General features: G+C 35.6%; 15 protein-coding genes. 5 read left to right on the top strand and 10 right to left on the bottom strand.

The window, feature by feature from the left end:
• Positions 1–171 precede the first annotated feature (171 nt).
• Positions 172–2,214, bottom strand: a complete 2,043-nt coding sequence (locus tag LV89_RS04010) for a kojibiose hydrolase (protein ID WP_109741672.1) — start codon at positions 2,212–2,214, stop codon at positions 172–174.
• Positions 2,215–2,498: 284 nt separating this feature from the next.
• Between LV89_RS04010 and LV89_RS04015 the strand changes: the two genes are divergently transcribed.
• Together LV89_RS04015 and LV89_RS04020 are read left to right on the top strand one after the other, a co-directional pair.
• The gene (locus LV89_RS04015; protein WP_146199071.1) at positions 2,499–3,659 is read left to right on the top strand and encodes a hypothetical protein; all 1,161 of its coding nucleotides are present in this window, start codon (positions 2,499–2,501) and stop codon (positions 3,657–3,659) included.
• Between the two features lie 111 nt (positions 3,660–3,770).
• Positions 3,771–4,229 carry a DUF1801 domain-containing protein gene (locus tag LV89_RS04020; RefSeq protein WP_109741579.1) on the top strand — a complete coding sequence of 153 codons (459 nt, stop codon included), beginning with the start codon at positions 3,771–3,773 and terminating at the stop codon, positions 4,227–4,229.
• Between the two features lie 111 nt (positions 4,230–4,340).
• On the opposite strand, the gene LV89_RS04025 is transcribed toward LV89_RS04020, so the two are convergent.
• The gene (locus tag LV89_RS04025; protein ID WP_109741580.1) at positions 4,341–5,450 is read right to left on the bottom strand and encodes a redoxin domain-containing protein; all 1,110 of its coding nucleotides are present in this window, start codon (positions 5,448–5,450) and stop codon (positions 4,341–4,343) included.
• A 289-nt stretch (positions 5,451–5,739) separates the two neighbouring features.
• On the opposite strand from LV89_RS04025, the gene LV89_RS04030 reads away from it, so the two are divergent.
• Positions 5,740–6,603: a nitrilase family protein gene (locus LV89_RS04030; RefSeq protein WP_109741581.1), complete on the top strand. Its 864-nt coding sequence runs from the start codon at positions 5,740–5,742 to the stop codon at positions 6,601–6,603.
• Between the two features lie 188 nt (positions 6,604–6,791).
• Here the strand turns inward: LV89_RS04030 and LV89_RS04035 are convergent, their stop codons facing one another.
• Complete coding sequence (locus LV89_RS04035; RefSeq protein WP_109741582.1) at positions 6,792–7,586, bottom strand: thymidylate synthase; 795 nt, start codon at positions 7,584–7,586, stop codon at positions 6,792–6,794.
• Between the two features lie 296 nt (positions 7,587–7,882).
• Here LV89_RS04035 and LV89_RS04040 point away from each other — a divergent pair, with 296 nt between their 5' ends.
• Positions 7,883–8,434, top strand: coding sequence for a septal ring lytic transglycosylase RlpA family protein (locus LV89_RS04040; protein ID WP_109741583.1), 552 nt, complete (start codon positions 7,883–7,885; stop codon positions 8,432–8,434).
• A gap of 289 nt (positions 8,435–8,723) precedes the next feature.
• Here the strand turns inward: LV89_RS04040 and LV89_RS04045 are convergent, their stop codons facing one another.
• The 6 genes from LV89_RS04045 to LV89_RS04070 all read right to left on the bottom strand — a co-directional run bounded on the left by LV89_RS04045 (position 8,724) and on the right by LV89_RS04070 (position 15,851).
• Positions 8,724–9,320 (bottom strand): OmpH/Skp family outer membrane protein, encoded by a 597-nt coding sequence (locus tag LV89_RS04045; RefSeq protein WP_109741584.1) that lies wholly within the window; start codon positions 9,318–9,320, stop codon positions 8,724–8,726.
• A gap of 25 nt (positions 9,321–9,345) precedes the next feature.
• On the bottom strand, positions 9,346–9,987 hold the full coding sequence (locus tag LV89_RS04050) for an OmpH/Skp family outer membrane protein (protein WP_109741585.1): 642 nt from the start codon (positions 9,985–9,987) through the stop codon (positions 9,346–9,348).
• A 282-nt stretch (positions 9,988–10,269) separates the two neighbouring features.
• Positions 10,270–12,882 (bottom strand): outer membrane protein assembly factor BamA, encoded by a 2,613-nt coding sequence (gene bamA, locus LV89_RS04055; protein ID WP_109741586.1) that lies wholly within the window; start codon positions 12,880–12,882, stop codon positions 10,270–10,272.
• A gap of 93 nt (positions 12,883–12,975) precedes the next feature.
• Positions 12,976–13,722 (bottom strand): undecaprenyl pyrophosphate synthase, encoded by a 747-nt coding sequence (uppS, locus tag LV89_RS04060; protein WP_109741587.1) that lies wholly within the window; start codon positions 13,720–13,722, stop codon positions 12,976–12,978.
• Between the two features lie 343 nt (positions 13,723–14,065).
• Positions 14,066–14,740 (bottom strand): type IX secretion system protein PorG, encoded by a 675-nt coding sequence (gene porG / locus LV89_RS04065; RefSeq protein WP_109741588.1) that lies wholly within the window; start codon positions 14,738–14,740, stop codon positions 14,066–14,068.
• 58 nt (positions 14,741–14,798) lie between these two features.
• Positions 14,799–15,851, bottom strand: a complete 1,053-nt coding sequence (locus LV89_RS04070; protein WP_109741589.1) for a hypothetical protein — start codon at positions 15,849–15,851, stop codon at positions 14,799–14,801.
• A gap of 406 nt (positions 15,852–16,257) precedes the next feature.
• Between LV89_RS04070 and LV89_RS04075 the strand changes: the two genes are divergently transcribed.
• Positions 16,258–17,745, top strand: a complete 1,488-nt coding sequence (locus LV89_RS04075; RefSeq protein ID WP_310588761.1) for a Do family serine endopeptidase — start codon at positions 16,258–16,260, stop codon at positions 17,743–17,745.
• A gap of 125 nt (positions 17,746–17,870) precedes the next feature.
• Here LV89_RS04075 and LV89_RS04080 read toward each other — a convergent pair whose 3' ends face one another.
• Entirely contained in the window at positions 17,871–19,079 is a 1,209-nt protein-coding gene (locus LV89_RS04080) for a bifunctional 3,4-dihydroxy-2-butanone-4-phosphate synthase/GTP cyclohydrolase II (protein ID WP_109741590.1), read from the bottom strand.
• Positions 19,080–19,155 lie beyond the last annotated feature (76 nt).

Consider the following 19,155-nt stretch of genomic DNA (forward strand, 5'->3'; position numbering starts at 1 on the left):
GTTTAAAACATATCTTTAGGTCGTTATACTTTCTGTTCATTTAATGTTAAACTTTGTCATTGCGAACATCGTGAAGCAATCTGTTAGCTTACAAGAAAAGGCATTTAAGTTCTCTTGCATCAATCCAACAGATTGCGTCACTATGTTCGCAATGACAAAGGTGATATTTTCCTACTTCCCACCCAAAACCGTAACCGTCTTTTTATCAACGCCTACGCCTGTGATGGTTAATGATTTCCAAGTTTTGGGAAGTTTAATGTCTTTTAGTTGAATGATTCCTTCTTCTTCGATGTCTAAACCGCCAAAACCGTTTAAGATGGTTTGTAAAAATCCGCCTGCTCCCGTCGCAAAATATGGATTTGTACCACCTGCCGTTTCTGCTAATACGCCGAATGGGGGTACTTCATTTGGTTTATAACTTTTTGTGAAAAGTTCGGCTGCTTTGTCGGTATTGTTTAATCTTGCATGAAGAATACATAAAATAGCTTGTGACATGGCTGGACCATCGGCAGACATTCTCGCTTCGTAATAATCTAAATCTTTTTTAATTAACTCTTTATCAACAACTTGGTGCATTGGGTACGACAATAAGTTTACGTCCGCTTGTTTGATTGTCTCGCCATTGTAAGTAGCGTGTTCTTTCGTAACTCCATCGGCATTTCTTAAAATTACTAAGCCATTCATAACTTCTTCCCATTTTGGATTAACAGGCATTTTTAACTCGTCCGAAGCCTCAATGGCAAAATCCAAAACCTCTTTTACCATGCCATTTGTATAGGCGTTATCGTCCACGTTTTCAGCCCATTCGTCCGCACAAACAACGTTGATGATATGATATTTTCCGTCTGTTCCTTTCTCGGCACGACTAACCCAAAAATCAGCAACTTCTTTTAGCATTGGGTATCCACGAGTTTTTAACCATTCTTTGTCGTGCGTTACTTGATAATATTTCCAAAATGCCCAACCAACGTCGGCTGTAATATGGTGCTGAAATGGTCCCGTTAAAGCCCAAACTGGCGTAGCTTCTTGTCCTTTGTCATCAGATTCCCAAGGGAACATAACACCTTGATAACCATGTGATTTGGCATTGGCACGAGCCGACTCCATTCGTTCAAAACGATATTCCAAAATAGATTTTGCCATTTCTGGATGTAAAACCAAAATAGCTGGGTACATCCAAATTTCAGTATCCCAGAATACGTGTCCGTTGTATCCTAAACCCGAAAGTCCCATTGGTGAAAGGCTATATGCTTGTCCTTCACGGCAGAAAGAATACAAATGATAAAGGGCAAAATGTGCTGCTCTTTGGGCTTCAGCATCGCCTTCAATTTTAATGTCGGAAGTCCATAATTTTTCCCAACCTTCTTTGTGGCGTTTCAATAAACGGTCGTGTTTTTCTAAGGCTGCATAAATTGTCAAACGTTCTGCTTCGTTGAGTGGGTCAGGTGTTTGTTCTGTCGAAATCGTTGAACCTACTACACTAAATGAATAGGTTTCGTTGGCAATCATTTTTTTTGAGAATTTCAAACGGTGCATTCCGTAGTCCCATTCTTCGTGAATTAATTGTGGTTCTTTGCCACGTTCTTCTGCAAAAACAAATGAGTTTGATGCCGCCAAAGTATGTTTACCCGTTGGAGATTTTGCAACAGAAGTCATCAATGGAATTAATGCGTGCGGACGGTCAATAAGTGCATAAGAATTTTTTACATCACGCAACATATCAGGTGCCGACATTACGCTGTGGGGCGTTATTTCGCAATCTTTTTTTGCTTTAACTTCCACATCAATCATCATGGTATAAGGCAAATGACGTAATGCCATAATCGAATATTTAACCGCAACTTTATCAGAATAATCAAAAGTGGTAGTTAAAATGGCATTTTTCATGTCCAATACTTGCTTGTAGTTGCTAATATCAGCACGTCCCAAACGGCGACCATCAACTTCTAAATCCATATTGGCAAACTCAAAAGTTTTTAAGATATTTGACACTCGTCCACGTCCGTAAGTGTCAAAAGCTCCGTTCAAAACTACGTCTTTTACTTTCAGCGGTTCAGGAGATGAAACAATTCCAATCATTCCGTTGGCAACAGTTACTCCGTAATAATTATTAGGATTAATTTTGTCGGCAGTAACTAACCAAGGGTCTTGGGCAAACAGTGCAGAACACTGAGCTACAATTAAAGGTAATAGCAATAAAAGTTTTTTCTTCATTGTTTTTGTCGTTAATAAAAATGGGTTGAAAAGGACTGTCTGCACTAAGATTTTTACAAATCTTACCATCATTAAATCCAAATAATCATTGTTCAAACAAAATATCCATTAACCGAAATTATGAAAAATCTTTAACAAATCATTAACAGAATACCATTAGGGGACAGGATAGTCCTAAATGTCTTGACGATATAAAGCACTTTTAGGCTGAAAAATAGCTTAATCTGACTTAAATTTACCACGTAAATCTGTCTTACTGCTCAGATTACTAAACCATCAATACAATGAGAACACATAAAAAGTATTTCGAAAAATCACTATGTTATATTTTTATTATCATCCTTTTTAATTCTTGTAGTAGTGGCATGAAACAACTCCAAAAAGGGAATTTTGATGAAGCCGTTTTTACTTCGGTAGAACGTTTACAAAAAAGTTCTGATAATAGTAAAGCCCTTGCTGTTTTGCACGACGCTTATCCTTTGGCGGTTGAAAATCATAAACGTACTATTAGAAATTTTGAAAATTCACATGAGCCATTTCGTTGGGAAAAAGCATTGGCAGAATATCAACAATTGAATAAAATACATGATATGATTGCCCGCTCGCCTGTAAGTGTTCGTGAAGTAGGAATGCCTCAGAATTATATTAATGAAGTAGAATCTGCACGTAAATTGGCGGCTGATGAACGTTATCAAGCGGGAATGGTGGCTATGAATAGCAAAGAAAATCGTTTGGCAGCTAAAGATGCTATTGGTCATTTTCAGCGAGTAAATGAGCTGATGCCCAATTATAAAGACATCAATCAGCAGTTAGATTTGGCTTATCAATATGCTACTTATCGAGTAATTATTGAGCCTGTTCATGATGTTTTTCGTTTAAGAAGTAATGAATATCAAATTTTGCAAGAAGCGTTTAATCGTGAAATTTTTCGCTCGAAATTACCAAGTCAATTTGTAAAATATTACACTACAATTGATGTTCAAAAGGAGAAATTTCCAATTCATGAAATCGTAAAAATGTCTTTAGTGAATATGAGTTTGCCAATTAAAACGGTAAATTCTTCCGTCGAAAATTTTACAAAATCTGTTAAAACTGGCACAAAGAAAAATAAAGATTCTACCGTTGTAGATATTTATAAAGATGTTACGGCTCGAATTACGACCTACACCAAAACCATCGTGATGAATGGCACGGTTGAACTGAAAGTTTTTGATTACAGAACAAATAACGTCATTACGCAAGAAGTACGAAACGAAGCTTATACTTGGACAGATTCTTGGCAAAAATTTGAAGGAAATCCAGAAGCCTTGAATGGTAAAAAAGTGCCAACCGCAACTAATTATGGCAATGTAGAACCAAGTGAAATTACTTTTTTTACCAACATTAGTAATCAATTTGCCAATTATTTTCAAGGTCGTTTGAGAAAAGCGTATCGAGATATGTAAAGTTGATTGGATAAATCGGCGAAATATCTGCAAAACATACCGTTATTTCGCTGATTTATTTTGTTTTCAGATAAAGTAAGTTTATAAATTGCATGATAAATTCCTCAAATTATGCAGATAAAAGTTGATACCGTAGAAGAATACATAAACCAAATTCCCGAAGAGCGAAAAGAGGTTATTCAAAAACTCAGAAAAATCATTTCTGAAAATCTCCCCGAAGGTTTCAGAGAAGAAATGAGTTATGGTATGATTGGCTACGTTGTGCCTCACAGTCTTTATCCAAAAGGTTATCATTGTACACCCAAATTACCTTTGCCTTTTATCAATATTGCTTCCCAAAAGAATTTTGTGGCGTTGTATCACATGAATCTTTATGCCAACCAATCTTTAATGGATTGGTTTGTTTCGGAATATCCCAAACATTCAAAAGCCAAATTAGATATTGGAAAAAGCTGTATGCGGTTTAAAAAACTTGACCAAATTCCATATCAATTAATTGGAGAACTGGCTCAAAAAATCACTGTGGAGGAGTGGATAAAAACGTATGAAGAGAAGTTTGGAATAGCTTAAAACGTACTCATTCATCAGAACTATGATTTGTTAGATTAGAGAATTTTAGGATTGTAATTTTTAAAACCCATAAATATTTTCATCCAAAAAATCATAGTTCCAATGAATTTCCTAAAAATATCTCCCAACCGACGGATTTTCAACAATCATTGTTTTCATTTTCATGGGGTTAATTGTTCCCTGTTTCTGATAAATAATTTTACCATTAGGCTCAATTAAAAGTGTATAAGGTAAAGCTCCTTGCCATTTTGGGTCAATTAATTCAATTAATTTATACGCATCATCCGAGTTGAAAATATAGTTTTTACTCGAAGCCTGCAATCTTTTCAACGTTGCTAATGCCTTTTCCTTTTTGTCTGGTTTGTCTGCACTAATCGTTATCAATTCAAAATCACGGTGACGATACATTCTATTGATATTCAAAAAATCAGGAATTTCAGCTACACAAGGACCACACCAAGTTGCCCAAACATTCACTAAACGTAGTTTTCCAGAGTCGTTTTTCAATAATTTTTTAATGCCTTCTTCATCAATATTTTCTAAGGCAACGGGTTCTTTTGCCCAGCTTTCCTTTTCGTTATTCGTCAAAACTTCTTTTTCTTTCCATTTGATAGAACAACCAAAAGTCTTTGTTTTTTCAACTGGAACGGTTTTTCCTGCTAATAACGCTTCAATGGCATTACGAGCGTCTAAACTTTTAGGTTTTCCTGTTGGTTTTTCAACATCATCAATTCTACCAGAATAACGAAGAATTCTTTTTTCGTCGAAAATAAAAATATGAGGTGTTGCCACAGGGCCATATTTTTTGGAGGTAATTTCTGTATCACCATCAAATAAATAGGGAAAATTGAAATTGGCATTTTTAGACCTAATTTTCATGTCTTCGTAGGTGTCGCCCAAATCAGTGTAGCCCATTTCATCTAATCTGACTGACGTTGGGTCATTTGGCGAAATTGCTACTACTTGTACGCCCTTTGCTTTGTATTCTGCTGCGATTTTCTTGATTCTGTCTTCGTAAGCCTGAGCAGTCGGACAGTGATTGCACGTAAAAACAATGGCTAAAACTTTAGCTTTTGCAAATGATTGCAAGGTGTACATTTTTCCATCAACTCCTTTTAAGTTGAAATTTGGAGCAGATGCTCCAATTGCCAGACTTGGACGTTCGTCTGGTTTAAACGAAAATAAAATCGCAAAAATTAATAAACCGAAAAGCTTTTTCATAATTGAAATAATTTAAGAATTGAGATTGGATATAGTGCATAAATTGTTCCTTTTCAAATGGAATAACATTAGACTTCCTGCGAAAGTGTTTTAAGTCGTAAAACACCATCTTTTCGGCTATAAATAGCGAGAATTTTTCAAGATTGGGCATCCCCCCATTTCTCTGCTATGCTTTCAAAATTTTCGCTATTTTCGCTCGAAAATATACCATTTTTCAATCATAAAACACTTTCGCAGGAAGTCCACTATTGAAATTTAGTAAATTTACAGAATATTAATATCCTGTACTATGCAAGACCTATCGGTTACTATTATTCAAACGGATTTATATTGGGAAAATCCGACGGCAAATTTGGCAAATTTAGAAGAAAAAATTGCTCAAATTTCTTCTCCAACAGATTTAATAATTCTTCCAGAAATGTTCAATACGGGTTTTACGATGAATGTAAAATCGGTAGCTGAACCCATGAATTTCACGACTTTCAAATGGATGAAGCAACAAGCTAAAAAGACAAATGCGGTTGTATCGGGAAGTTATATCGTAAAAGAAGGCGAAAATTGTTACAATCGCTTGATATGGATGCGTCCCGATGGAAGTTTTGAAACTTACGACAAACGCCATTTATTCAGAATGGGAGGGGAGAATAATAATTTTTCAGGAGGAGAAAAACGCCTCATTGTAGAATTAAAAGGCTGGAAAATATGCCCATTAATTTGTTATGATTTAAGATTCCCTGTTTGGTCGAGACAAGGATTTACTAAGGGACAAAGCCACGAAGGCACAAAGGCACAAAGTGAAAAGATTGAGGTTTCCGATTCACAATCCACAATTCACAATTCACAACTTACTTATGACTTATTAATCTACGTTGCCAATTGGCCTGCTGTTCGTTCAAAAGTTTGGGATACACTTTTGCAGGCACGGGCGATTGAAAATTTGAGTTACTGTATCGGTGTCAATCGGGTAGGAGGCGACGGAATGGGCTTACACTACAATGGAAACTCTGCTATTATTGATTTTAAGGGAAATCAAATGTTTTTTCAAACGGATTCAGAGGTAATTCATACCCAAATTATCACCAAGCAAGATTTAGAAGATTTTAGAACGAAATTTCCTGCATTTTTAGATGCAGACGATTTTGAAATTAAGTAACACAGACTTTAGTCTGTAATTAAGTAACACAGGTTTTAACCTGTAAGGATAATAATAATAACTGACTAAAATTTGTGTTACTTTACAGACTGAAGTCTGTAATTAAGTAACACAGGTTTTAACCTGTAAGGATAATAATAATAACCGACTAAAATTTGTGTTACTTTACAGACTGAAGTCTGTGCTACTTATACCGCCACAGGAGCTTTAATTCCCGGGTATGGATTATAGTTTTCTAAGGTAAAATCTTCGTATTTGAAGCTAAAAATATCTTTTACCGCTGGATTAATTTTCATGGTTGGTAACGGACGTGGCTCACGGGCAAGCTGCGTATTTACCTGCTCATAATGGTTTGAATAAATGTGCGTATCGCCACCTGTCCAGATGAAATCTCCCAATTCTAAATCACAAACTTGAGCAATCATCATCGTCAGAAGTGCATAAGAGGCAATGTTGAAAGGCACGCCCAAAAATACGTCCGCTGAACGCTGATATAATTGACACGACAATTTGTTATCTGCTACATAAAACTGAAAAAGTGCGTGACAAGGCATTAACGCCATTTGTGACAATTCGCCCACATTCCAAGCACTTACAATAATTCTACGTGAATCTGGACTCTTTTTTAATGTCTCGATAACCTCTTTCAATTGGTCAATTACTTTTCCATCGGGTGTTGTCCAACTTCTCCACTGCTTGCCATAAACAGGACCTAAATCGCCATTTTCATTTGCCCATTCGTCCCAAATTCCCACCCCATTATCTTTCAAATATTTGATGTTGGTATCGCCATTAATGAACCAAAGTAATTCATGGATAATTGATTTCAAATGGACTTTTTTAGTAGTTACCATTGGAAAGCCATCATTCAAATTAAAACGCATTTGGTAGCCAAATACAGAAGTTGTTCCAGTGCCAGTACGGTCAGTTTTTTGAGTGCCAGTCTCAAGAATATGTTTAAGCAGAGCTTGATATTGTTGCATTTGATTATTGTCTATTTTTCAAAATTACTTCTAAAAAAACATCTTCCAAAGATAAATTCAGAAAAGCGTCAGGAGGGTGGAAAGCTCGATTTTAGGCTTTTACGAGTTTTTTGCTTAAATTTGCACTTCAAAATAGTAGTTAAAAGTAACCATACCCAATAGATTAATCTGTTTTTTCGTTAATCTATGAGCCAATTATTTTATTAACTAAAAAGTAATAAGAATCGGTTTTAAATCACAAGTTTTTGAATAACAGTGGTTTATTAGTTGCAAACGAGTCGAGTTACTTATCAATTATGATTTTTAAAAGTGTATTTACTTTTGTTTTCCTTGCTGTTATTAAATTAATTAATCCTTCAAACGAAGACAAAGTTATTTTAGGTAAAGCGTCTTATTACGCTCGCAAATTTGAGGGAAAACGTACTTCAAGCGGACAACGCTACCGAGCTTCTGATTATACTGCTGCTCATCGGTCTTATCCTTTTGGGACTTTATTAGAAGTAACAAATCGGGGAAATGGAGCAAAAACGGTTGTAAGAGTTAATGATAGAGGTCCACATTCAAGGTCACGTTTATTAGATGTTTCTTATTCAGCCGCTAAAGATTTAGGACTGGTTAGCTCAGGCACTGCCAGCGTAAGTATCAAAGTTGTTGCATTAGGTTCGGGCATTCTCACTGATACAGAAGAATTAACAGATGATTTTGTAGTTGATAATTCAGAAAATAAACCTCAATCTTTACCTTCTTTTCCAACTTTTTCGAATACCAAACATCAATATATGGTTATCGTAAAAAATCCAGACGGTACTGTAAAAGTTGAATATTCAGAGACTCGACCAAATCCTTAATGGATAGTAATTAGTTATTGGTGATTAGGAAATGGGTAATGTTTATTGGCAACTTATAATGCTTCGTAGAATTTCCTAATAATTTTCAAAAGCTACATAAAAAGGAAGTTAAATAAAAAGCTCGCATAAATTGGAGAATTTTTCTTTCCAATTTATGCGAGCTTTTTAATATTAAACTATTTTTGAAATTTCATAAGCCATATCCTAACCCCTAAATCTCAACAACTACATAAGAAAGTAAAAAGCCTTCCAAATCAAATTTGGAAGGCTTTTTATAGAAAATCAATTCTTAGTTTTTCTTTGGAGCAGCAGTAGCTGGAGTTGTTGTTGCAGGAGTTGCAGCAGCAGGAGCTAATGGCTTAGGTGTAACACCCATTCTCTTCAAGATTAAATCAGAAATGTTAGCATCTTCTGGAGCGTGCAAAACGATAGGAGTAGTTCCTTGTCCTGCATCGTAGTTGAATACAAATGCAAATCCGTTTTCTTTAGCAGTTGCGTGCATATTGTCTTCAATTTTCTTTAACAAAGGTTGTAACAATTGAGCTTGTTTCTTTTGTAAAGAAGTTGAAGAATTTTGACGAAACTCTTCGATTTGTGATTGTAACGCTTGTAATTCTTTTTCTTTATCAGCTTTGATAACGTCTGCCATTGTAGCACCGTTTTTCTCATAATCAGCCAATTTAGTTTGAAAATCTTTCACTTTAGACTGATACATATTATCGTACTGCGTCTTTGTCGTTGTCAATTCAGTCTCTACTTGTTTTGCTTCGGGCATTTGTGCCAAGATGTAGTCTAAGCTGATGTAACCGATTTTTTGTTGTGCATTTGAGTTAGCTACAGCTAAGCCAAAAAATGCGAATAAAGCAATTAAAAATTTGTTTCTCATTTTGTTGTTATTATTCTGGTTGGTTTTACTCTTTTTTAGGGGTTGTATTTTTTCTATTTGACTTTGGTTTTTCTGTTGCGTCACTTCCCTTATTGTCTTCGCTGGTTTTAGCTTCGTTTTCTTCTCTTTCTTTGTCCTTAATTTGGTCTGGCGAAATCCCTAACTCTTCCATTACATAATCAGTATAATCATGAATTGGGTTTGTGTAAAGCATCGCAATACCATCTGACGATTTATCGAAAAGGAAATCTAATTTCTTTGCTCTTGCTATTTTCTCAACGGCCTTAGCAACTTCATCAAGAACAGGTTTCATGATGTCCTGTTTCTTTTTGAGTAATTCGCCATTGATTCCGAAAATTTTATTTTGAAGGTCTTTCGCTTCTTTTTCTTTTTCGATAATAGTTCTTTGGCGTTGTTGTTTCATTTCTTCGGTCAATAGAATTTCTTCTGCCCGAAAATTTCTCTCTAATTTCGCTACTTCATCATTTTTATCTGATACCTCCTTAATCCACTTCGTCGTGAGTTTTTCAATTTCTGCCTGTGCTGTTTGATACTCAGGCATTTTTGAAGTGATATATTCTGTATCAATGTACCCAATCTTTTGAGCTTTCAAATTAAGTGCTACACAAAAGAATGGTAAAATTAGTAAAAATATCTTCTTTTTCACGGCTTTAAGGAATAGTTAATGATTTACAGTTAATAATTATGTTAAAGAATCAATAAGTCAAGCTGATTTGTTGTATTAACGTATCTCAATTTAGGTTATTGTAGAATGCTTTTCTTTAACAAAAGATTAACAATTATATTAGAGTTTAGAGAGTAGATGATAGAGAATAGATGGTAGAGTTTAGATTTCAGTGTTTAAATTAACTAAATAATTCATCTAACCACTAACTTCTGAGCAATTACTCTATTCTCTTTACTCTAATCTTATCTATTCTCTAACTAACTATCTAATCTGCTGTCCGATTGAGAAGGTAAATGCCTGACGTCCTCCATCTGTTACTCCTGGAATTTTGTCAAATGCAAAACCATAATCAATACCAATCATACCAAATGCTGGCATAAAGATTCTTGCTCCAAAACCTGCTGACTTATACAATTTAAACGGATTGTATTCTGTATAGTTAGCAAAATTGTTGCCACCTTCTGCAAAACCTAATAAGAAAATTGTTGCAGATGGATTTAACGATACTGGATAACGTACTTCCATGACAAATTTATTGTAGGCAACTCCACCATTTGGCACAGAACCTTGTGAACCCAACGCTCTATCTTTGTATCCACGTAAGGCAATAATATCACGGCTAATTACATTGTATCCTGTTTGCATACCCGAACCACCTAAGTCAAAACGTTCAAAACGGGTAATGTCTTTGTCTGGGCTATATGAACCCAAGAAACCCATGTGTGTTCTCATGTGAAATACCAATTTATTAGTAATTGGCGTAAACCATGAGGCATCAAACATCCATTTATGATATTCAATTAAGTTGCTGTTTTTTCCTCCAAATAATGAGTATGGAGGCGTTAATGATGCAGTCAATGAAAAGCTTGAACCTGAACGTGGGAAGGTTGGGTTATCAATACTGTTTCTTGAGAAATTGGTTACAAATGCCGCCGAAACAGATTGTCCTTCTGGATATCCGTAGTAAGGAAGGTTTTTCACGTCAATTAATTGAAATGAAAGAGAGTTACTTAATGAGAAATAATCATCTGGCCATTTCAAGCGTTTTCCTAAACTAAATGATAACGATGTACTGTTAAAGTGTGCTTCTGACTGTGCTTCGGTTGCACTGTCTGTCTGTGTTGTTGTAGTGGTTCCGTATCCATAACCGTATCCACCATATCCATAACCACTTCCGTAGCCATATCCACTTCCATAACCACTTCCATATCCGCTTAACTGATTGTACTGTTGGATTTTGTATGGATATGAAATACTACGACTTAATGTTACCGAGAATGAGTTTGGTTTTTTACCACCCAACCAAGGCTCTGTAAATGATAAAGAGTAGTTTTGGAATGACGAACCATTTGCTTGGAAACGTACTGAAAGTTTTTGTCCGTCTCCTGAAGGAAGTGGTTTCCATGCTGATAAATTACCAATATTACGAGCTGAGAAGTTATTGAAGGTTACTCCTAAAGTTCCTACAAAACCGATGTAGCCACCCCAACCACCAGAAAGTTCAATTTGGTCAGAAGGTTTTTCTTCTACGTTGTATTCAATATCAACAGTTCCGTCAGCTTTTGGAATTGGGTTTGGCGTAATTTTCTCAGGGTTAAAATAACCAATTGTTGAAAGTTCACGAACTGTACGAATAATGGCTGATTTACTAAATTTTTGTCCAGGAAGCGTTCTGATTTCACGCATAACTACGTGGTCAGAGGTTTTTGTATTTCCGTTTAGAATTACCTTATTGATAGTAGCTTGCTTACCTTCTGTAATTCTAAAGGTAATATCAATTGAATCTCCTGCAACGGCAGTTTCAACGGGTTCACATTGGTAGAATAAATATCCATTATCCATATATGCAGAACTTACGTCTTCTCCTGGTTTCCCGTTTAAGCGTTTTTCTAAGTCTTCTACGTTGTAAACATCACCTTTTTTCACGCCTAAAACTTCTGTCAACACGGTATCGGGATAGATATAATTTCCTTCCCAATAAATATTACGGTAATGATATTGTTTTCCTTCATCAATTTTCATGATGATTTTTACGGTTTTATCACTGTCTTTATAAACCGAATCCATCAAGATTTGAGCATCACGGTATCCTTTTTTATTATAGAAATCAACCAATTTACCTTTGTCTTCTTCAAATTTTTTCGGGATATATTTTGAAGGACTGAAAAGACGGTAGAATGCTTTTTGTTTCGTATTTTTTAATTTACGACGAACTGTTTTTTCTGACAATTCAGCAACGCCATCAAATACGATTTTAGAAATTTTTACTTTATTTCCTTTAACAATGTCAATTTTCATAACAGCGTTATTACCACGTGCCGTATCCGTTTTTTCTGCAATCTTGATATTTACATTCAAATATCCTTTGTCTTGAAAATGTTTACGAATAGCAAGGTCGATATTCTTTTTAACCGTAGCCGTTACAATTTTGCCTTTGTAAGTTTTGATTTTATCACTAATAGTTTCTTGTTCCCCTTTTTTGATACCTGAATATTCAAGTTTGAAAAGTCTTGGACGTTCTTTGATAGCAAGATTTAACCAAATTTTAGTACCATCTATTTTTACGGCATCAACTTCTACTTCTTCCAAAATACCTTGCCCCATCAATTTTTTGATTGCTGAAGAAATGGCATCTCCCGGAACTTTGATTTTATCGCCCACTCGTAATCCTGATAATGAAATCATCGAATTACCATCATAATATTTTGAGCCTGTTGTCGTAATTTCAGCAATTTCGTACTCTTTAGGTTCAGCATAGTTCAAATCTAATTCATTGGCTGTTGCCGTCGAACGTTGACCCAAAGCACCACGCAACTGTGCTTGCGACAGATACGAAAGAATTAGAAGGGAAAAAAGCAATGTATATTTTTTCATATTTTAATGTAGCTTTCAGCGGTGTGCTTTCGGCTGTCAGTAGTTTTTTTTTACTTCAGTTAAGGGTTATAAATCTACCTTCTGATTGCTTAATTAACTATTTTTTATTTGTTCTGATGTTTTGCCAAATCGTCTTTCACGGTCTTGGTAGTCTAAAATCGCTTCGTGAAGATGTTCTTTGCGGAAATCTGGCCAAAATAATTCTTCAAAAATGAATAATTCTGCATAAGCCAGTTGCCATAATAAGAAATTACTAATTCTGTGGTCGCCACCTGTACGAATCATCAAATCTGGATTTGGAATTCCTTTGGTGTCTAATGATTCTTCAAATAATTGTTCATTAATATCTTCAATGGCTAACTCTCCATTTTGAACTCTTTGAGCTAATTTTTTGGTAGTATTCACAATATCCCATTTACCACTGTATGATAAAGCCAAAATCACGGTGAGTCCCGTATTGTTTTTGGTTTCTTCAATAGCTGTTCTTAGTTCTTTTTGGGAAATTTCTGGTAAAGTATGAGTTGCTCCAATGGTTTCTAAACGGATATTGTTTTTCTGCATTTTTGGCAATTCATCTTTAATGGTTTTGACTAAAAGCATCATTAAAGCATCAACTTCTGCTTTTGGGCGATTCCAGTTTTCTGTCGAGAAAGCATAAAGTGTTAAATACGATATTCCTAATTCGCCACAACCTTCAATGACTTCATTTACAGCTTTGAGTGCGTTACGATGCCCGAAAATTCTGTCAACAAAACCTTGTTGTTTTGCCCAGCGTCCGTTCCCGTCCATGATAACGGCAATATGTTTTGGTAGATTGTTTGAGTCTAATTGTTCCTTCACTGATTTAACACAATTTAACAGAATGTCTTTTTTTTGAGGTGGCTTATTTTGAATGATACCTTTATTTCTATTTTTATAGAATGATTTTCTTACTTATTTCAAATCTAAAATAATCTTGAAGATATTATTTTGCTATAATTATAAATATCTGTATGTCAGTTGTTTATAATTATTTTTGAATAAAAAGAAAGCATCTCAATAAACCCTTGTCTTTCATTTAAAAATGAGATTACAAATTTACGGAATTATGCGTTAGTATAAAAGGTATCGGACTGGAAGAGGAATAAAAGAGGGGATAAAAATAAAGGTTGTTCTGAATAATTTTTCAAGAACAACCTCTATTTTATTTCGGACAATATATTTTGATGAATTTATAAGTAAGTGCAAGTGAAGTATAATAGTACATATCTCCCCGTGAATAATCATTTTGAATATTGCGTGAAAGTGCTGGATTATCACCCCCTAAATTATCAAGATAATCGGTAAAGGTTTTCCGTGTGCCAAATTCAAGGTTTAAGTCCCAAGGTCCTGTTAGGTTATATTTAATACCAACGCCAAATGGAATAATTACGCCTGCTTGTTTATAGTCAGAAACGGGCGTATCTCTCGGAGAAAAACCCATAAAACCAATTCCACCAAATACATACGGCGACCAGTCTTTGTGCATACGGCTGTATTGATAGCTAAAGAAATTATATTCAGTAACTAAACTGACTTCTTTGATACTGGTTTTGAAAGTTTGCCCACGTTGCTGATTAAATGAATCGCTAACTTCTTTGTCATTGCCGTAAATTGAACCAAATGTGGTACTTAATCTGAACGTGACATCTTTTTTTAGGTTATATCTAAACAATAAATGTCCGCCCAATTGGGCAAAAGATGGATGAAAATCAGGTGAAATGTCTCCCTTATAATTCATCGCTCCTAAACCTCCACCAATTTCTATTTTTTGAGCAAACGATTCAATATTTAGGAAGAAAAAACTGAAAACAATAAAAAGGCTTTTGATTAATTTCATATCTAAAAAAATAGTCAGGCTAATTATTCCTGACTATCATCATGTTATTTCTTTTATACTAACGAATGCCTGGGCATTTAATTTTACCCGGAATATGATAAATTAATTTTACCGTTGTTAGCATATAACTATCGTTGTATTTAGGATTTCCACGTTGGTCAGTACGGGTAGAAAAACCATCAACTGCGGGTACAAGTGTTGTAATATCTGAATTAAGTGGGGTTGATGCGGGAATTACACCTTGAGCAATTAAATATTTTATTACACCGGGTCTTCTGTCAATTCCACGATTAGCGGCTGATGCCTCTAAAGTTCTATTTCCCATATCACGAGCTAATGGACTTTGAGCCGCTAAATCGTTAGGGTCTGCATAATTTCCTCCTGCATCGTCTAAATAGTCTGTTAATGTATAACGGAAGCCCATTTCAAAACCTAAATCCCAATTTGGATTCAATTTATAACGAACGCCGAAACCAATAGGAAAGGAAACGCTAATTAATGAATATGGTGTTCCATATCCTGGCAAACCTTGTCCTTCAGTATTAAGTGGTTGTAAACGAACCCAGTCGTTACTACTATAAAGAGAAGCATCAGGACGAGCCACGGGATCATGGGCAAAAACCGCTACACCTCCGAAAATATATGGAATGATGGGTTCACGACGTAAATAACTGCGTTCGGTACGAATTAAATCATATTGACCTACAATTGAAAGTTCTTTAATGTCATTTCGGAAGTGAAGATTACGCATAAAATTAGCTTCATAACCTGCCACGCCGTCCATATAACTATCATCCCCCGAAATTCTCGCCCAAGTGAGTCCGAAACGAATGCCTATGGTTGGAGAAATTTGACGGGTAAAATTGAAGTTAGCATTCCAACGAACGCCATTGATACTTGACTGTACAATACGCCCGTAAGGTGATAAATCTCCATAATAACTTGAAGACCCAAAACCCAAACTAACCGTTGAAGTTGGTTCAAAAAGGCGATTTTTGCGGGTTTTTTCTTTTCCTCCAAAAAGATTTGAAAACTTAAACTGTGCCACTACTGATTGCGAACTTAGGGCAACAACAAGTAATAAGCCAAGTAATTGAGGCAGTTTTTTCATATTATTAAATTGAATCGAATTTTCGACAAAGATACCGTTTTAGTTTACATAATTTTTAACGTAAAAAAAAACAGTTTGTTATACTCGGCATTTAGTTTTTTTATCACGAAAATAATGCCAATTTTAATGTTAAAGCTCTTTTTAGACTAAGTTCTTGTATGATAAAGATTGAATTTTAACCAACCTTAAATTACTAAAACCAATAACCTAATTCCTAAAACCCAACCTACTTTTCTTAAAATTTGTTAAAACCGTTAAACTAATGCACCTCAAAATAAGTTTTAACGTTAATTTAGTGACACGATTTTTCAGTAAACGAAATTTGAGCAAAAGGTTCGCCCAAGTTTTAAAAAACGTTTACTATTAACCAGTAATTTCGTTCATGAACTTTAAATTAATCAAAAACATGGAAATTAAAAGTAATTTAAAAACCCTTGCGATTGTCGGAGCGTTGAGTAGTGCAACAACGCTCGGAGCTTATAAGTTATTCTTGGAGAAATCGCCTTCTGACTCTGTATTTACTAATACGCCTTCAGCTTTTACTCGTTTAGTTTCAGATGCTTCGCCTATGCCTGCGGGTTCACCTGGTGAGTTTACGTATGCAGCCGAAAAAGCGACTCCAGCAGTTGTACATATTAAAACTAAAATGACTCGTAATGTTAGCCGTCAAATGATGGACCCTTTTGAAGAGTTTTTTGGAGGAAATCCTTTTGGTGGTGGCGGAAACCGTCGTCAACCTGAAGCTCAGGAAGCGTCTGGTTCGGGTGTAATTATTAGTTCAGACGGTTTTATTGTAACGAACAATCACGTGGTTCAAGATGCTGACGAAGTTTCAGTTATTTTGAATGACAAAAGAGAATTAAAAGCAAAAGTTATCAGTACTGACCCTTCAACGGATTTGGCGGTTATTCAAGTAAAATCGAGTAATCTTCCTTTTTTAACATTTGGCGATTCTGATAATATTAAAGTAGGAGAGTGGGTTTTGGCAGTTGGTAATCCTTTCAATTTGGAATCAACCGTTACGGCGGGTATTGTTTCGGCAAAAGGTCGTCAGAATATCATCGACCGTGACAAAGATGTTAATCCTTTGGAATCATTCATTCAGACTGATGCAGCCGTAAACCCAGGAAACTCAGGTGGTGCATTAGTAAACTTGAAAGGTGAACTAATTGGTATTAACACGGCAATTTATAGCCGTACAGGTCAGTTTGCAGGATATTCATTTGCTGTACCAGTAAGTATTGTGAAAAAAGTATCGGCTGATTTAATTAAATACGGCAATGTTCAGCGTGGTTTCTTGGGTGTTAATATTCAAGAAGTGAACAGTAAATTGGTTGAAGAAAAAGATTTGAAAGTAAATGATGGTGTGTATGTAGGTGGTTTTCCTGCGGGCGGAAGTGCAGCACAATCAGCAGGTTTGAAAGTAAATGACGTAATTGTGAAAGTGGACGGAGTAGGAACGCCTTCACAGTCGAAATTGATGGAATTGGTTGGTCGTAAACGTCCAGGAGAAACCGTTGTGGTAACGGTAAACCGTGACGGAGCAATTAAAGATTTCAATGTGGTTTTGAAAAATAAAGACGGCAATACCAACATCGTGAAAGGTGAAACGGCAAGTTCTGTTTCAAGTGATTATTTAGGAGCTAAATTGGCTAACCTTTCTGAAAATGACAAAGCTAAATATAAAATTCAAGGCGGTGCAAAAATCACGGAAGTTGACCCGAACGGACGCTTAGGTTATCAAGGTTTTGATAAAGGTTTTGTTATCACAAAAATTGATGAAAAAGCAGTAGCTGATGCCAAAGAAGTAGCTGAAATTTTAGCAAACCGTAAAGGAAGAGTGAAAATTGAAGGAATTGATGTAGATGGTACTCGTGTAATTATGGTGCTTTAATTTAATGGTGAATTAGTGAATTGTGAGTTGTGATTTTCGTATCGCAACTCACTTTTTTATTTGTGATTTAGTGATTATAAGACGAATAATAATCACTAATTCACAACTCACTAAATCACAATTAATCAACTAATCGTATGTCCCATTTTATCTCTTTTGGTATTCAAATATTTCTCGTTATGAGGATTTGATGGCATTTCAATTGGGAGAGATTCTACAATTTCTAAACCGTATCCAAACAAAGCAGCACGTTTTTTAGGATTGTTAGAGATTAATCTAAGTTTGCTAATTCCTAAATCACGAAGGATAGACGCTCCAATACCATAATCACGTTCGTCCATTTTAAAGCCCAATTCTAAATTCGCCTCAACGGTGTCACGACCCATTTCTTGCAATTTGTAAGCTTTCAATTTGTTGATTAAGCCAATGCCTCTTCCTTCTTGGAACATATACAAAATTACGCCCTTTCCTTCTTTTTCAACCATTTCCATCGCTTTGTGCAATTGTCCTCCACAGTCGCAACGGCAAGAACCAAAAATATCACCCGTAACGCATGAACTATGTACACGTACCATGACAGGTTCGTCTTTTTCCCATGTGCCTTTAGTAAGTGCTAAATGAGTTTCACCTGTTTGAATTTGTTTGAAGGCAATCAGATTGAAATGTCCAAATTCAGTTGGTAAATCAACACCGATTTCACGTTTGATTAAACTTTCGTGTTTCAAACGATATTCTACCAAGTCTTTGATAGTTACCAATTTAAGGTCGAACTTGTCGGCAATCGCTCTTAAATCAGGTAAACGAGCCATTGTTCCGTCTTCGTTCAAAACCTCAATTAAAACACCTGAGGGTTGAAAACCTGCTAATTCTGCAAAATCCATAGCAGCTTCTGTATGTCCAGTTCTTCTTAAAACACCTTCTCTTTTAGCTTTTAAAGGGAAAATATGCCCTGGACGACCTAAATCATCTGGTTTGGTAGCAGGGTCAACTAAGGCAGCAATTGTTTTAGCTCTATCTTGTGCCGAAATACCTGTGGTACAACCGTTACCCAATAAATCTACCGAAACAGTAAAAGGGGTTTCGTGAGAAGTAGTGTTTTTGCCAACCATCATGGATAAGCCCAATTCGTCACAACGCTCCTCTGTTAGTGAAACACACATCAAACCACGCCCTTCACGAATCATAAAATTGGTCATTTCGGGAGTAATGGCTTCAGAAGCACAAATCATATCTCCTTCATTTTCACGGTCTTCATCATCGGCAACGATGATGATTTTTCCCTGACGAATAGCCTCAATTGCTTCTTCAATTGTATCTAACTTTATCTTTGACATTTTAATAAATAATTAGCGAAGAGCGTTAAACTTTCGGCTAATTTTAAATGGTTTTGTGTTTTTAGAATGATTTCCG

The organism is Arcicella aurantiaca (genome assembly GCF_003148625.1).
Classification (GTDB): Bacteria; Bacteroidota; Bacteroidia; order Cytophagales; family Spirosomataceae; genus Arcicella; species Arcicella aurantiaca.

What these genes read in the sequence shown, in the direction of transcription:
- LV89_RS04035 (WP_109741582.1), bottom strand. Translation starts at nt 7,586, where the DNA reads ATGCAACAATATCAAGCTCTGCTTAAACATATTCTTGAGACTGGCACT.
- LV89_RS04030 (WP_109741581.1), top strand. Translation starts at nt 5,740, where the DNA reads ATGCAAGACCTATCGGTTACTATTATTCAAACGGATTTATATTGGGAA.
- LV89_RS04025 (WP_109741580.1), bottom strand. Translation starts at nt 5,450, where the DNA reads ATGAAAAAGCTTTTCGGTTTATTAATTTTTGCGATTTTATTTTCGTTT.
- LV89_RS04070 (WP_109741589.1), bottom strand. Translation starts at nt 15,851, where the DNA reads ATGAAAAAACTGCCTCAATTACTTGGCTTATTACTTGTTGTTGCCCTA.
- bamA (WP_109741586.1), bottom strand. Translation starts at nt 12,882, where the DNA reads ATGAAAAAATATACATTGCTTTTTTCCCTTCTAATTCTTTCGTATCTG.
- LV89_RS04040 (WP_109741583.1), top strand. Translation starts at nt 7,883, where the DNA reads ATGATTTTTAAAAGTGTATTTACTTTTGTTTTCCTTGCTGTTATTAAA.
- porG (WP_109741588.1), bottom strand. Translation starts at nt 14,740, where the DNA reads ATGAAATTAATCAAAAGCCTTTTTATTGTTTTCAGTTTTTTCTTCCTA.
- LV89_RS04015 (WP_146199071.1), top strand. Translation starts at nt 2,499, where the DNA reads ATGAGAACACATAAAAAGTATTTCGAAAAATCACTATGTTATATTTTT.
- LV89_RS04075 (WP_310588761.1), top strand. Translation starts at nt 16,258, where the DNA reads ATGGAAATTAAAAGTAATTTAAAAACCCTTGCGATTGTCGGAGCGTTG.
- LV89_RS04010 (WP_109741672.1), bottom strand. Translation starts at nt 2,214, where the DNA reads ATGAAGAAAAAACTTTTATTGCTATTACCTTTAATTGTAGCTCAGTGT.
- LV89_RS04045 (WP_109741584.1), bottom strand. Translation starts at nt 9,320, where the DNA reads ATGAGAAACAAATTTTTAATTGCTTTATTCGCATTTTTTGGCTTAGCT.
- LV89_RS04080 (WP_109741590.1), bottom strand. Translation starts at nt 19,079, where the DNA reads ATGTCAAAGATAAAGTTAGATACAATTGAAGAAGCAATTGAGGCTATT.
- LV89_RS04020 (WP_109741579.1), top strand. Translation starts at nt 3,771, where the DNA reads ATGCAGATAAAAGTTGATACCGTAGAAGAATACATAAACCAAATTCCC.